The sequence below is a fragment of the Kribbella sp. NPDC026596 genome (assembly GCF_040638415.1).
Classification (GTDB): domain Bacteria; phylum Actinomycetota; class Actinomycetes; order Propionibacteriales; family Kribbellaceae; genus Kribbella.
In genome coordinates, this window is sequence record NZ_JBEZYF010000006.1 from 24,640 (window position 1) to 39,395 (window position 14,756).

The 14,756-nt window shown below is 69.5% G+C and carries 13 protein-coding genes; 12 read left to right on the forward strand and 1 reads right to left on the reverse strand.

Annotated features, from left to right (window positions below; genetic code table 11):
* Positions 1-65: 65 nt before the first annotated feature.
* The 9 genes from AB0E63_RS06480 (at position 66) to AB0E63_RS06520 (ending at position 11,490) form a co-directional block, all read left to right on the forward strand.
* On the forward strand, positions 66-2,030 hold the full coding sequence (locus tag AB0E63_RS06480) for a histidine kinase (RefSeq protein WP_360362341.1): 1,965 nt from the start codon (positions 66-68) through the stop codon (positions 2,028-2,030).
* Positions 2,018-2,659, forward strand: a complete 642-nt coding sequence (locus AB0E63_RS06485; protein ID WP_360362344.1) for a response regulator transcription factor — start codon at positions 2,018-2,020, stop codon at positions 2,657-2,659. The genes AB0E63_RS06480 and AB0E63_RS06485 overlap by 13 nt, the downstream gene beginning before the upstream one ends.
* Positions 2,660-2,682: 23 nt before the next feature.
* Positions 2,683-3,444, forward strand: a complete 762-nt coding sequence (locus tag AB0E63_RS06490; protein WP_360362346.1) for a DUF1932 domain-containing protein — start codon at positions 2,683-2,685, stop codon at positions 3,442-3,444.
* Positions 3,445-3,714: 270 nt separating this feature from the next.
* Positions 3,715-4,359 carry a 50S ribosomal protein L25/general stress protein Ctc gene (locus AB0E63_RS06495; RefSeq protein ID WP_360362349.1) on the forward strand — a complete coding sequence of 215 codons (645 nt, stop codon included), beginning with the start codon at positions 3,715-3,717 and terminating at the stop codon, positions 4,357-4,359.
* Positions 4,360-4,401: 42 nt separating this feature from the next.
* Positions 4,402-4,977 (forward strand): aminoacyl-tRNA hydrolase, encoded by a 576-nt coding sequence (gene pth / locus AB0E63_RS06500; protein WP_360362352.1) that lies wholly within the window; start codon positions 4,402-4,404, stop codon positions 4,975-4,977.
* On the forward strand, positions 4,974-8,600 hold the full coding sequence (gene mfd, locus AB0E63_RS06505; RefSeq protein WP_360362355.1) for a transcription-repair coupling factor: 3,627 nt from the start codon (positions 4,974-4,976) through the stop codon (positions 8,598-8,600). The genes pth and mfd overlap by 4 nt, the downstream gene beginning before the upstream one ends.
* Before the next feature lie 28 nt (positions 8,601-8,628).
* A complete protein-coding gene (locus AB0E63_RS06510) occupies positions 8,629-9,252 on the forward strand; it encodes a hypothetical protein (RefSeq protein ID WP_360362357.1) in 624 nt (207 codons plus the stop codon).
* Between the two features lie 9 nt (positions 9,253-9,261).
* Complete coding sequence (locus AB0E63_RS06515; protein ID WP_360362360.1) at positions 9,262-10,320, forward strand: MazG family protein; 1,059 nt, start codon at positions 9,262-9,264, stop codon at positions 10,318-10,320.
* Between the two features lie 312 nt (positions 10,321-10,632).
* Positions 10,633-11,490 (forward strand): phosphotransferase, encoded by an 858-nt coding sequence (locus tag AB0E63_RS06520; protein ID WP_360362363.1) that lies wholly within the window; start codon positions 10,633-10,635, stop codon positions 11,488-11,490.
* Between the two features lie 43 nt (positions 11,491-11,533).
* Here AB0E63_RS06520 and AB0E63_RS06525 read toward each other — a convergent pair whose 3' ends face one another.
* Entirely contained in the window at positions 11,534-11,980 is a 447-nt protein-coding gene (locus tag AB0E63_RS06525; protein WP_360362366.1) for a hypothetical protein, read from the reverse strand.
* Between the two features lie 69 nt (positions 11,981-12,049).
* On the opposite strand from AB0E63_RS06525, the gene AB0E63_RS06530 reads away from it, so the two are divergent.
* The 3 genes from AB0E63_RS06530 to eno are packed head-to-tail and all read left to right on the forward strand — an operon-like array spanning position 12,050 to position 14,754.
* Positions 12,050-12,892, forward strand: a complete 843-nt coding sequence (locus tag AB0E63_RS06530) for a LysR family transcriptional regulator (protein WP_360362368.1) — start codon at positions 12,050-12,052, stop codon at positions 12,890-12,892.
* Positions 12,889-13,413: a tRNA 2'-phosphotransferase gene (locus AB0E63_RS06535; RefSeq protein ID WP_360362370.1), complete on the forward strand. Its 525-nt coding sequence runs from the start codon at positions 12,889-12,891 to the stop codon at positions 13,411-13,413. The genes AB0E63_RS06530 and AB0E63_RS06535 overlap by 4 nt, the downstream gene beginning before the upstream one ends.
* A gap of 60 nt (positions 13,414-13,473) precedes the next feature.
* Entirely contained in the window at positions 13,474-14,754 is a 1,281-nt protein-coding gene (gene eno, locus AB0E63_RS06540; RefSeq protein WP_360362373.1) for a phosphopyruvate hydratase, read from the forward strand.
* The last annotated feature ends 2 nt before the right edge of the window (positions 14,755-14,756 follow it).

Consider the following 14,756-nt stretch of genomic DNA (forward strand, 5'->3'; position numbering starts at 1 on the left):
GTACGGACGCCGGCCTCAGTGCTGGCTCGGAGCCGTCCGGAGTACGGCGGACTTACGCTGACGACATGCGGTGGCCGCGGTGGGGCGCGCTCGGCACCTTCCTGATCGTCGTTGCGATGGTCGCGGGGAGTTCCTGGCTGCTGATCGCGTACCGCACCGGGCCGCACACGCTCCGGAACTTCGTCGGCCTGGCCGCGATCGGTACCGCGATCGCCGTGCTGGGGCTTGCTGTCAGCCGGCGTGAACCGGCCAACCCGGTCGGCGCGATCCTCGGCTGGATCGGCGCGATCGCGCTCTTCCTGACCGCACGCGACGTCTACTACAACGCCGTGGTGCACAATCCCGGGCGCCTGCCGTTGGACAGCAGGGTCGTGGCCTGGCTCGAGGAGAGCGGCTGGTGGCTGCTGGTCGCGGTCGCGTTCCTGCTGATCTACTTCCCGACCGGTCGCCTGGTGAGCCGCCGCTGGAGACCGGTCCCACCGGCCTTGCTGGCGCTCGGCGTGGCGCAACAGGTCTTCGGTGTCCGAGCCTCGGAGCCCTTTCTGTCCCCGTTGCGTGACCTACCTCGACCGTACAGGCCGCTGACCGGTGGCCTTCGGTTCGTCAGCGATGTCGAGTTCTTCGCTTTCCTGGCCCTGTGCCTGATCGCGATCGTCCCCGTGGTGATTCGGTACCGCCGGTCGACCGGCAAGGTCCGGGCCCAGCTCAAGTGGCTGATGCTCGCCGGCCTGGCCGCCGTCCTCTACCCATTCGTCTGCGGCGCCGAGATCATCGTCACCGGCGACACCGGCATCGTCGCGACCATCGTCGGCATCGTCGCCCTCGTGTCCCTCCCGGCGTCCGTCGGCGTGGCGATGCTCCGGTACGACCTGTACGACGTCGATCGCGTGGTGGCCGACAGTGTCACGTACGGGATCGTGATGGTCGTCCTCCTCGGCACGTACGCCGTCGCCGCCGTATCACTGGGTCTGGTCGTCAGCGACTCCGCAGCCGTCGCCGCGGCCGCCACGGCCGTGTGTGCGCTCGTCCTGTCGCCGTTGCGCTCTCGCCTGCAGCGCTCGGTCGACCGGCGGCTCTACCCACCACGTCGCGCTGCCCTGCTGGCGATCGAGGACCTGCAGCGACGGATCCACACCGAGCAGGCGCAGCCGGAGGAGCTGGAGTCCGCTCTGCGTACCGCACTGCGCGATCCGGCGTTGCGGGTCGGTCTACTCGTCCCCGGGGCCTCTGGCTTCGTCGATGCCGCCGGTACGCCGGTCAGCGGACCACAGCTGGTTCCGGTGATGCTGGGTGGTGCACAGATCGGCGTACTGGCGTCCGATACGACGAGTCCCGCCGTACTGAGGGCCGTGGCGGCTGGGGCTGCCAGTCTGGTCGAGGTGACGCGGCTGCGGGCCGAGTTGGCCGGTGCGCTGCGTGAGGTCGAGGCGAGCCGGGCGCGGCTGGTGCAGGCGGGGGACGCCGAGCGGAGGCGACTCGAGCGGGATCTGCACGACGGCGCTCAGCAGCGGCTGGTCTCGCTGGGGATGGCGATGCGGCTGGCGCAGCGGCATCTGGGCGACGGGTCGGTCGATGTCGACGGGCTGCTCGACCAGGGCGTCGCGGAGCTGACCACTGCGGTCGCTGAGCTGCGGCAGATCGCCCACGGGTTGCGGCCGGCGAGCCTCGACGACGGACTGCACGCGGCGTTGAGCGCGATCACGCAGTCGATGCCGATCCCGGTCCGCCTGCAGATCCCGTCCGAACTGCCGGAGGAACTGGCCACGACGGCGTACTTCGTGGCGGCCGAGGCTGTCACGAACGCCGCGAAGTACGCGAACGCGACGTCGATCGCGGTCCGGGTGGCCCGGTCGACGGGCGAGGTGCGGGTGCTGATCGAGGACGACGGCTGCGGGGGAGCAGCACCGAGACCTGGTTCTGGTCTGAGCGGGTTGCTCGATCGGGTGGCGGCGGTCGGCGGCTCTCTGGAGCTGCGTAGTCCAGCCGGCCGGGGTACGACGATCGAGGCGGTGCTGCCGTGCGGATCGTGATCGGGGAGGACTCGGCGTTGTTCCGGGAGGGGCTGGCGCGGTTGCTGGCCGATGCGGGGCATGAGATCGCCGGCCTGGCTGTGGACGCGCCCAGCCTGCTGACCACGGTCGCCGAAACGACCCCGGATCTCGCGGTGATCGACATCCGGATGCCGCCCGATCACACCGACGACGGGGCCCGGGCCGCTCGTCGGCTCCGGATGCAGAACCCCGAGCTGGGCATCGTGCTGCTCTCCCAGCACGTCGAGACCCGGCACTCGGTCGAGCTCGTCGCGACCGGCCGCTTCGGCTACCTGCTCAAGGATCGCGTACTCGCGCTGGACGAGTTCCTCGACGCGTTGGACCGGGTCGCCTCCGGCGGATCGGCACTCGATCCCGAGGTGGTCGCGCGGCTGATCGGACGCCAGCGCGCCGACGATCGCCTTGCGCCGTTGACCCCTCGCGAACGTGAGGTCCTCGCACTGATGGCCGAGGGCTGCACGAACGTCGGCATCGGTCGCCGACTGTTCCTGACCGAGCGGACCGTGGAGACCCATGTCGGCAGCATCTTGGCGAAGCTGGGGCTGATCACCAACGATGAACAGCACCGCCGGGTGCTCGCCGTACTGGCCTATCTTGGAGACCACTGACCGCTCTCCCAGAGGACTGGCACATGCGAATCGCTGTCTTCCATCCCGGCGCTATGGGCTCGAAGTTGGCCGCTCAGCTGGTCGCGGCCGGCCATGAAGTGCACTGGGTGCCGGAAGGGCGCAGCGAGGCATCGGCCGCGCGTGCGGCGGAGGCCGGGCTGATCGGTACGCCGTTCGCCGAAGCGGTCCGCGAGGCCGAAGCGGTGCTGTGCTCGTGTGCACCGCAAGGCGCGGTGGATATCGCCCAGCAGGTCGGCAGTGCGGGCTTCAGCGGCCTGTACATCGAGGCGAACCCGTTGTCCCCGATGTCGTTGCGCGAGGCCCAGTCGGCGGTGTCGGAGGCGACCTTTGTGGACGCCGGTGTGGTGGGTCCGCCGCCGACCGGTGGCCCGAGTCCGACGCACCTGATGCTGTCCGGCGCCGCCGCTGAGCAAGCGGCCGAGCTCTGGGCCGGCACCGCGGTCACCGCGATGGTGGTCGGCGCCGAGCCCGGTGCGGCCAGCGCGGCGAAGTCGTCGTACGCCCTGTACAACAAGGGCAAGGCGGCCCTGGCGGTCCTGGCCTTCCAGCTCGCAGAGAAGTACGGCGTCACGGACGCGCTGATCGCCCAGCAGGTCCGCGCGGACGCGGGTTCGCTCAAGGATCCGCAGTTGCCGGAGAACCTCAGGAGCGTGGCCTGGCGCTGGGGTCCGGAGTTCGACGAACTGGCCGAGACCCTGGACAACGCTGGCCTGGAAGGCGACGCGGCCCGCGCCCTGCGGCAGGTCTGGACCAGACTCAGCTGACCGGACACCCGAAAACCGGTCACGACCGGTGAGCCGGACGGGGAGAGAAGTGCCCGGGGGAACGGATTTCCTGTCTGGGCGGGGTGGTGGGTAGACTGTTTTGGTTGCCTCGGCGAGGGACGCCCCCCGAGTACTGATGGGCGCGGCTCCGTGATCGACGCGGTGGTTCGTTGCCTGACGCCTTCTCGGGGTCACCAGGCGCCCGCTGAGGCCGCAGCCGAGTTCCACCTAGACAACTGATCACCGCAACGCACCTGAGGAGTTCATCTCGTGGCCGAGGTCAAGATCCAAGCCGAATCGCGCACGGAGTTCGGCAAGGGTGCTGCCCGCCGAATCCGCCGGGACAACAAGGTTCCCGCCGTCCTCTACGGCCACGGCAGTGACCCGGTGCACATCACGCTGCCCGGTCACGACACCATGCTGGCCCTGAAGACCGCCAACGCCCTGCTGATGATCGAGGTCGAGGGCGGCGAGTCCCACCTGGCGCTGCCCAAGCAGGTCCAGCGCGACCCGATCAAGGGCTTCATCGAGCACGTCGACCTGGTCATCGTCCGTCGTGGCGAGAAGGTTCAGGTCGAGGTCGCGGTCCACCTCGAGGGCGAGGCCGTCAGCGACACGCTGGTCGTGCTGGAGCACCCGAGCGTCCTGGTCGAGGCCGAGGCGACGCACATCCCCGACGGCGTCACCGTCTCGATCGAGGGCCTCGACGTCGGCGCCCAGATCCACGCCTCCGACCTGCAGTTCCCGGCCGGGACGACGCTGGCGATCGAGCCGGACACCCTGATCGTGAACATCACCCAGGCCCAGACCGCCGAGCAGGTCGACGCCGAGCTGGCCGACGCCGAGGCCGAGGCCGGGATCGAGAGGGACGAGCCGACTCCGGTCGCGGAGCCGGCGGCCGCCGCCGCCGAGTAGTCTGCGCCTTCACTACACAGACAGCAGGAAGGGCCGGGATCCGTGGCGGACGACGTGTGGTTGGTCGTCGGACTGGGGAATCCCGGCCCTTCCTATGCCCGCACCCGGCACAACATCGGTCACCTGGTGGCCGACGAGCTGGCCGCCCGCACCGGCGGCAAGTGGAAGCAGCACAAGCAGGTCAAGGCCGAGGTGATCGAGACCCGGATCAGCGGGATCCGGACCGTGCTGGCCAAACCCCGCTCGTACATGAACGAGTCCGGCGGCCCGGTGTCCGGGCTGCTGAAGTTCTTCAAGCTGGAACCGGCCAACCTGCTGGTCGTGCACGACGAGCTCGACATCGACTTCGGCGTCCTGCGGTGCAAGTTCGGCGGCGGCGACAACGGCCACAACGGGCTCAAGTCGCTGCGGAAATCGCTTGGCACCGGTGAGTACTATCGAGTCCGGTTCGGTGTGGGTCGTCCGCCGGGCCGGCAGGCTCCCGCCGACTTCGTCCTCAACGAGTTCTCCTCGACCGAACGCAAGGATCTTCCGTTCGCCGCGGACCGGACCGCGGACGCGGTGGAATCCCTGCTCACCGACGGCCTCGAAGCCACCCAAGGGAAGTACAACTCGTGAAACTGAGCGGTCTGGTCGACACCCTGATCACCGATCCGGTGGTGGCCGAGGCCGTTCGTGACGCCAGGGCGGACGGTGTCACGACCCTCGACCTGAGCGCGCCGACCCCGATCCGCCCGGTCCTGCTCGCCGCGATCGCGTCGGAGCAGAACGGCGCCGACCGTCCCGTACTCGCGGTGACGGCGACCTTCCGGGAAGCCGAAGAGCTGACCGAGGCCCTGCAGTGCCTGGTCGAGCCCGGCACGGTCGCCTACTACCCGGCGTGGGAGACGCTGCCGCACGAGCGGCTCTCGCCCCGCTCGGACACGGTCGGCCGGCGGCTCGCCGTACTGCGTCGCCTCGTGCACCCGGACCCGTCGGACGAGACGACCGGGCCGATCAAGATCCTGGTCGCGCCGGTGCGGTCCGTCCTGCAGCCGCAGGTCGCCGGGCTGGCCGATCTGAAGCCCGTGCAGTTGCACGTCGGCGACTCCGTGGACCTCGAGGAGGTCGTCGAGCAGCTCGCCGGAGCTGCGTACCACCGGGTCGATCTGGTCGAGCGGCGCGGTGAGTTCGCGGTCCGCGGCGGCATCATCGACGTCTTCCCGCCGACCGAGGAGCACCCGCTGCGGGTCGACTTCTTCGGCGACGACATCGAAGAGATCCGGTACTTCGCGGTCGCCGACCAGCGCTCGCTGGAGATCGCCGAGCACGGTCTGTGGGCTCCGCCGTGCCGCGAGCTGCTGCTGACCGAGGAGGTCCGGTCGCGCGCCGCCGTACTGGCCAAGGAGCACCCGGAGCTGGCCGAGCTGTTCGAGAAGCTGGCCGAAGGACATGCGGTCGAGGGCATGGAGTCGCTGGCTCCGGTGCTCGTCGACGACATGGAGCTGCTGGTCGACCTGATGCCGGCCGGTACGCACGTCGTCGTGAGCGACCCCGAGCGGGTCCGGGCCCGGGCGCACGATCTGGTCGCGACCAGCCAGGAGTTCCTGGAGGCGTCGTGGGCCGCGGCCGCCGGTGGTGGCGAGGCGCCGATCGACCTGGGTGCGGCGGCGTACATGTCGCTGGGCGACGTCCGGTCGCAGGCCCTGGGCAGAGGGCTGGCCTGGTGGAGCCTGTCACCGTTCGCGGCCGCGCCGACCGATACGCCGGAGCTGCGGGACTCGATGGGTGAGCGGATCTCGTTCGACATCGACCCGGACGCGGGTGCGGTTCGCAGCCGGATCATCGCCGCGCACGAGGTCGACCCGTACCGCGGTGAGACGGCGGCCGCGGTCGAGGACGTCCGAGGCTGGTTGCGGGACGGCTGGCGGGTCGTGTGTGTCACCGAGGGCCACGGTCCGGCGCAACGCCTGGCCGAGGTGTTCTCCGAGGCCGAGCTGCCGGCCCGGGCGGTCGAGGGGATCGAGGAGATCCCGGCGCCCGGCGTCGTACTGATCTCGCAGGGCCAGCTGGACCACGGGTTCATTGCCGAAGGCATCAAGTTCGCGGTGCTCACCGAGAACGACCTGGTCGGCCAGCGGTCGGCGGCCGAACGGCGTTCGGCGCAACGGATGCCGAGCCGGCGGAAGAAGGCGGTCGACCCGCTCGAGCTGCAGCCCGGCGACTATGTCGTGCACGAGCAGCACGGCGTCGGCCGGTACGTCGAGATGATGCAGCGGACCGTCGGCACGGGGGCTCAGAAGGCCACCCGCGAGTACATCGTGATCGAGTTCGCCCCGAGCAAGCGCGGGCAACCCGGCGACCGGCTGTACGTGCCGACCGACCAGCTCGACCAGGTCACCCGGTACGTCGGTGGCGAGCAGCCAACGCTGGACAAGATGGGTGGCGGCGACTGGGCCAAGCGCAAGGGCCGCGCCCGCAAGGCGGTCCGGCAGATCGCCGGCGAGCTGATCAAGCTGTACGCCGCCCGGCAGGCGACCAAGGGTCACGCCTTCGCCAAGGACACCCCGTGGCAGGCCGAGCTGGAGGACGCGTTCCCGTTCGTGGAGACGCCGGACCAGTTGGCCACCATCGACGACGTGAAGCACGACATGGAACGTGTCATGCCAATGGACCGGATCGTGTGTGGTGACGTCGGCTACGGCAAGACGGAGATCGCCGTACGGGCGGCCTTCAAGGCGGTCCAGGACGGTAAGCAGGTCGCCGTACTGGTGCCGACGACACTGCTCGTGCAGCAGCACTATGCGACCTTCGCCGAGCGGTACGCCGCCTTCCCGGTGAACGTCGCGCCGCTGTCGCGGTTCCAGACCGACAAGGAGGCCAAGGCCACCATCGACGGCCTGGCCGACGGGTCGGTCGATGTGGTGATCGGGACGCACCGGCTGTTCAGCGGCGAGGTCGCGTTCAAGGATCTCGGACTGGTCGTGGTCGACGAGGAGCAGCGGTTCGGCGTCGAGCACAAGGAGCAGCTGAAGCGGTTGCGGACGGCGGTCGACGTACTGACGATGTCCGCGACGCCGATCCCGCGGACGCTGGAGATGTCGATCACCGGGATCCGCGAGATGTCGACGATCGCCACCCCGCCGGAGGAGCGGCACCCGGTGCTGACCTTCGTCGGCGCCTACGAGGAAGGCCAGGTGACCGCCGCGATCCGGCGCGAGCTGCTCCGCGAGGGTCAGGTCTTCGTCGTCCACAACCGGGTGAACACGATCGAGAAGGCCGCCGCCCGGATCCGCCAGCTGGTCCCCGAGGCCCGGGTGAGCGTCGCGCACGGCCAGATGAACGAGCACACCCTCGAGAACGTCATCCAGGGTTTCTGGGAGAAGCAGTCCGACGTCATCGTGTGTACGACGATCGTCGAGTCCGGGATCGACATCTCGAACGCGAACACGATGATCGTCGAGCGCGCCGACCTGCTCGGCCTGTCCCAGCTGCACCAGCTCCGCGGCCGGGTCGGTCGCGGCCGGGAGCGCGCGTACGCGTACTTCTTCTTCCCGCCGGAGAAGCCGCTGACCGAGACCGCGCACGACCGGCTCGCCACGATCGCGCAGCACGCGGACCTGGGCGGCGGCATGGCGGTCGCGATGAAGGACCTGGAGATCCGTGGCGCCGGCAACCTGCTCGGCGGCGAGCAGTCCGGCCACATCGCCGACGTCGGCTTCGACCTGTACGTCCGGCTGGTCGGCGAGGCGGTCGCGGAGTACCGCGGCGACACCCAGGTCGAGGAACCCGAGGTCAAGATCGAGCTGCCTATCGACGCGCACCTGCCGCACGACTACATCCCGTCGCAGCGGCTGCGGCTGGAGATGTACCAGCGGCTCGCGGCGGTCCGCGACGAGGACGGCATCGCCGAGCTGGTCGAGGAGTTGCACGATCGGTACGGCGACATCCCGCAGCCGGTGCTGAACCTGATCGAGGTGGCGAAGTTCCGCAACCACGCCCGCCGGGCCGGCCTGCACGACGTCACCCTGCAGGGCAACCTGATCCGGTTCGGACCGGTCGAGCTGCCCGATTCGAAGGTGCTCCGGCTGAACAGGCTGTACCCGAAGAGTCTGGTCAAGCCGCAACTGCGTACGATCCTGGTGCCGAGACCTGCCACCCGGCCGGTCGCCGGTCAGCCGCTCCGCGATCAGGAGCTGCTGCAGTGGTGCACCCGGTTGATCGACGACGTGATCGCCGAACCGGTCGGGGTACCGGCGTGAACCTGAACTGGACGAACGAGGAGATTCGGTGAGCACATCGCGACGGCTTCGGGCCATCGGTGCCGCAGTGGCTACGGTGCTGCTGGTCGGCGGTTGCGCGGCGGGGACGCACCCGGGCGCGGCGGCCGTGGTCGGCGGGACCGAGATCAGCGTCGGCGACGTCGACAAGACCTCGCGCGCGGTCTCCACGGCCCTCGGCCAGGACTTCAACGCCAACGTCACGCTGGGTGAGCTGGTGAACAACGCGCTGGTCGAGCAGGTCCGCGAGGAGCGGTCGATCCCGGTCAGCGACGCGGAGATCGCCGAGGCGGCCAAGCTCGTGGTCCGCGACGAGGCGTCGTACCAGAAGTTCCAGCAGGACACGGTCTCGCGCGACTTCCTGAACCAGGTCGCGGCGGCCGCCGTCACCACCATCAAGCTCGGCGGTGGCACCGGCGTCAACGACCCGCTGGCGCAGCAGAAGCAGCAGGCCGGGATCGCCGCCGTCAAGGACGCCTCGAAGGACATCAAGGTCACCATCGCGCCGCGCTTCGGCCAGTGGACCGACGGCGCCATCGACGGCAACATCTCCGGCTCACTGTCCTCGGAGTCCGCGCAGGCCAAGGCCAGGCGCGAGGCCGCCGAGGCCCAGCAGCAACAGGGCCAGGGCTGAGGCCGCCGCATGCCTGGTGACACCACGGGCGGGATCACGGTCGTCCTGACCAGCCCGCGGGTGGCACCGGGCCTGCTCACCCGCGCCGCCTGGCAGGCCTTCACCGACGCCGACTCGGTTGGCGCCGGCGCATCCGCCGGGCAGCTGCGACCCGATGTGCAGGCGCTTGTCGGCTCCGGCCTGACCGTGACCCGGGTCGAGGGCGGCGTCGCCGAGCACTGGGCTTGGTTGTCGACCGCGGCCGGCTCCGGCCGTCAGGTCGCGTGGCTCGTCGGTGAGGATGGCGAGCCCGGTCTGCTCCGGGTCGTCGCCGACCAGCTCACGCGCGACCCGCGACCGCCGTACGAGGTGGAGATCCTGCACGGCTCGTACGACGTACCCGGCGCACGACTGATCGACCTCGTGAGCGTGATGGACCGCCTCCGCCGCAACTGCCCGTGGGATCAGGAGCAGACCCACGAGAGCCTCGCGAAGTACCTCCTCGAAGAGACCTACGAAACCCTCGAGGCCATCGACACCGGCGACCGCGCCCACCTCCGCGAGGAACTCGGCGATCTGTTGCTGCAGGTCGCCTTCCACTCGCGCATCGCCGAGGAGGACACTGACGAAGGCTTCTCGATCGACGACGTCTCCGGTGACATCGTCGAGAAGCTGGTCCGCCGCCACCCGCACGTCTTCGGCACCGTCGACGCAGCCGACGCGGCCGCCGTCGAAGCCAACTGGGAAACCATCAAGGCCGCCGAGAAGCAACGCTCGTCCGTCCTCGAAGGCATCCCCCTGGCCCTCCCCGCGCTGGCCCTCGCCGACAAGATCCTCGGCCGCGCTGCCAAGGTCCTCCCCGCCGACACGACGCCGGCAGACTCCAGCGCCGAGCCCACACCCGGGGCGCCCGACTCCGACGCCGAGCCGACGCCAGCGGCGCCGGACTCCGACGCCGAGCGCATCGGCGCGCAGCTGCTGGCCTTGGTCCGCGAGGCTCGCACGCTGGACGTCGACGCCGAGCAGGCCCTCCGGACCACCATCCAGCAGCTGGCCGCCGAGATCCGCACCACGGAATCCCAGCCCTGACCCGTCCGCCCCGCCGCCCAACGCCGACGCGGCATCCCGGGAAACGACGCGGACTTGGCGCACTCACCAACCCCGGGGTCAGCCGCCGAAGGGTCACGGCTGAGCGGCCCAGTGTCCGCCGCGCGCTGCTTGATGAGTGCCACAGGTCCGGTCGTCCTCCGGGGGCGGACGTCCAGGCCATCACATTCGCCGAAGTTGGCCGTGGGTAGGCGTGGAGTCGTGCGCGCAGCGTCGTTGTGATGGCCTGGCGGTCCGGCTTGCGGCGGAGAAATCCGAATGCTCGACAGGCCCGCCGCCTGGCAGGGTGGGCGCGTGGACGTCCCCGGAGTGCTGCAGGAGCGGTGGGGTCTCGAACCGGTGCGGCTGGAGGCGCTGACCGGCGGGATGGGGTCGGAGACCTGGCTCGCCGCGGCGGATGGCTGGCGGGTGGTCGTGAAGTCGGTGCACGCCGGGGACTCGGCGTTCGCGCACGGCCTGGAGCTGGCCGTGCGGCTGGACGACGCAGGGTTCGTCACGGGCCGGCCACAGGTGAGCCGGGCCGGCCGGGTCGTCGAGCGCGTCGGTGACCGGCAGGTCGGCGTACTGGAATTCGTCGACGGTACGCCGCTGACGGGCGACGCGGCGGATCAGTGGGCCGTCGGGGAGGCGCTCGCCCGGGTCCACCAGCTGTCGGCGACCGCACCCGGTGAGCTGGAGGACTGGCTGCAGCTGGTGACCCAGTTCGAGCCGTACTTCGACCTGGAGGACTGGATCCGTCCGGCCGTCGAGAGCGCGCTGAACGGCGTACGGGCGTTCGACGAGCTGACGTGGGCGTGGCTGCACGGCGACCCCGCCGCCGAGGCCTTCCTCCGCCAACCCGACGACGCCGTCGCCCTGATCGACTGGGGCGCCGCAATGCACGGTCCCGTCCTGTACGACGTAGCGTCAGCCGTCATGTACGCCGACGGCCAACCAGACCACGTCGTACCCGCCTACCTCCGTCAGCACGCCGACCTCGAGCACGAGATCCGAGCCGGGCTGGACGCCTTCCTCCCCATCAGATGGTCCGTCCAAGCCGGCTACTTCGCCTGGCGCTGCGCCAACAACATCCGCACTGGCATCACCAGCCCCGCCGAGAACCACAAAGGCCTAACCGACGCCCACCAAGCCTTCACCACCGCAAACCGCTGACCGCTCGCTCGCCGCGCGGACGATCGAGCCCCGAGGTGGGCGGTTAGGTGTGGGCTAGGTCTTGGCGGATTGCGGTTTCGGTTGTGGGCCAGTTGTTGAAGAGGTAGCGGTGGGGGACTACTGGGGTGATCGCCGCGATGACGTCCGGCTTGTCGTCCACGAAGTGGGTGATGCCGAGTTCGGCGCAGTGGATGGCCTTCTCCGGGCGCCGCAGGCAGAACCGAACGTTGCCCTCGGCAATCCCAGTCCGCTCGAAGAACCCGTGATGCCGCAACCACGCCAGCGACCGCTGTTGTACGCGCGGGCCACACTTCGACACCAACCACGCCGTACCGAACAACGGCACGAGCCGCGCGATCGCGTCGAAAGCACCCGGCACGGCGGGAGTCCGCAGCATCGCCGCGGTGCCGCCGGAGAAGAACGACGTGTCACCCGATCCCGAAGCGCCGTCGATGATCACCCGGCCGATGTCGATTCCCAATCTGTTCATACCTCCAGGCTCACAGTCTGAGCTCTTCAGGAGAACTAGCTATATGTCGACAAGCTATAGTTTGGATTAATGACTCTGGTTGCGGAGGATCTCGAGGCGTTCGCGGTGTTCGCCCGGCATCGCAACTTCACGCACGCGGCGAACGAGTTGCATGTCAGCCAGCCCGCGCTGCACACTCGCATCCGCAAGCTGGAGAGCCGTCTTGGCGCGCGGCTGTACCTGAAACACGGCCGGCAGCTCCGCTTGACCGACGCCGGCGAACGGCTGGCCGCCTTCGCGAACGACACGAAGGACCGCGCGGCCGACTTCCTGGAATCCCTCGACGCCGCGCCACCGCGCCCGCTGGTCCTGATGGCTGGGTCGGGTGCGTATCTGTATCTGCTCGGCGAACCGATCCGGCGCATCCTCAGGAAGGGTCACGAGCTGCGGCTGCTCACCGGCGACGCGTCCGCCACGCTGGCCGCGGTCCGTGACGGTTCGGCCGACATCGGAGTCACCGCGCTCACAGTCCCGCCGGACGACCTCGATTGTGAACTGCTGGCGCAGTATCCGCAGACCCTCATCACCCGGGCCGATCACCGGCTGGCCGATCGGCGCAGCGTGAAGCTGAAGGACCTCCAGGACGAGGCACTCGTCGTACCGCCGAAGGATCGGCCGCATCGGCAGCAGCTCGAGCGGAGCCTGCTGGATCACGGCATCCGCTGGTCCGTCGCGGTCGAGGCCGAAGGGTGGGAACTGCTGGTCCACTTCGTCCGTCTGGGGATAGGACCGGCCGTCGTCAACGGTTCCGTGCGTACGACGGGCGCCGTACGGAAGATCCCGGTCAAGGATCTGCCGCCGATCCGGTACTACGTCGTCGCCCGCGCGGACCGGAGTGATCGGGTGGCCGAGCTGAAGGGGATGTTGGTGTGAGCAGGGACAGCCGGGCGATCTCCAGGCTGCTCAGGCACACGGTGGGTGAGCGCGGTCTCACGATGAGTTCGGACGGTTGGGCGACGATCGCCGACGTACTGAACCTGCTCGAGCTGCCCCGGGACCGGCTCGACGCAGCGGTGCTGGAGAACGACAAGCAGCGGCTGCAGGTGGACGGGGAGCGGATCCGCGCGTGTCAGGGGCATTCGCTCGATGGGATGCCGGTGACGCGTGAAGCCTTGGAGAACAGTTGGGAACGGGTGTACCCCGATCACCTGCTCTGGCATGGGACCACCCGCGCCGCCTTGCCTGCGATCCAGCGGGAAGGCTTGCGGCCAGAACGGCGTACGCACGTGCACTTGGCGGCGTCGAAGGACAGCCCGGTCGGCCGGCGTACGGCCGTAGAAGTCTTGCTGGGCGTGGATTCCGGCAATCTCGAGGTCTTTCGGGCGCCCAACGGAGTGTTACTGACGCGGGAGGTACCTGCGGATGCGATCGTTAGGGCCGACGCGGTCCACTGAGGCTGGTGGTCTGGAGGCTAGGCTCGGGACCGATTCGTCATCGAGAACTTGGGAGTCAATGTGGCCACCATCGAGGCCGTCGGCGCCCGCGAGATCCTCGACTCGCGCGGCAACCCCACTGTCGAGGTCGAGGTTCTACTCGACGACGACACCGTCGCCCGGGCGGCCGTGCCCTCGGGCGCGTCCACCGGTCAGTTCGAGGCCGTCGAACTGCGCGACGGTGACAAGGCCCGGTACGGCGGCAAGGGTGTCCAGAAGGCGATCACCGCCATCCTGGAGGACATCGACAAGGAGATCGTCGGGTACGACGTCCACGAGCAGCGGCTGATCGACCACGCGCTGCTCGACCTGGACGGCACCCCGAACAAGGCCAAGCTGGGCGCGAACGCCATCCTCGGCGTCAGCCTCGCCGTCGCCAAGGCGGCGGCGGACAGCTCCGGCCTGCCGCTGTTCCGCTACGTCGGCGGCCCGAACGCGCACGTCCTGCCGGTGCCGATGATGAACATCCTCAACGGCGGCGCGCACGCGGACAGCAACGTCGACGTGCAGGAGTTCATGATCGCCCCGATCGGCGCGGCCACCTACGCCGAGGCGCTGATGCAGGGCGCCGGCGTCTACCACGCGCTGAAGGCGGTGCTGAAGGAGCGCGGCCTGTCCACCGGCCTCGGCGACGAGGGCGGCTTCGCGCCGAACCTGGCCAGCAACCGCGAGGCCCTCGACCTGATCGCGGTCGCGGTCGAGAAGGCCGGCCTCAAGCTCGGCACCGACATCGCGCTGGCGATGGACGTGGCCGCGAGTGAGTTCCACACCGACGGCGTGTACGCGTTCGAGGGTGGCAAGAAGTCGGCCGACGAGATGATCGCCTACTACGCCGACCTGGTCGCGTCGTACCCGATCGTCTCGATCGAGGACCCGCTGAACGAGGAGGACTGGGACGGCTGGAAGAGCCTGACCGGTCAGCTCGGCGACAAGATCCAGATCGTCGGTGACGACCTGTTCGTCACCAACGTCGAGCGGCTGCAGCGCGGCATCACCGAGAAGTCGGCGAACAGCCTGCTGGTCAAGGTGAACCAGATCGGTTCGCTGACCGAGACCCTGGACGCGGTCGACCTGGCCCACCGCAGCGGCTTCACCTGCATGATGAGCCACCGCTCGGGCGAGACCGAGGACACCACGATCGCCGACCTCGCGGTCGCGACGAACTGCGGCCAGATCAAGTCCGGCGCCCCGGCCCGGTCCGACCGCACCGCGAAGTACAACCAGCTGCTCCGGATCGAGGAGGAGCTCGACGACGCGGCGGCGTACGCCGGTCGCTCGGCCTTCCCGCGGTACCAGGGCTGACC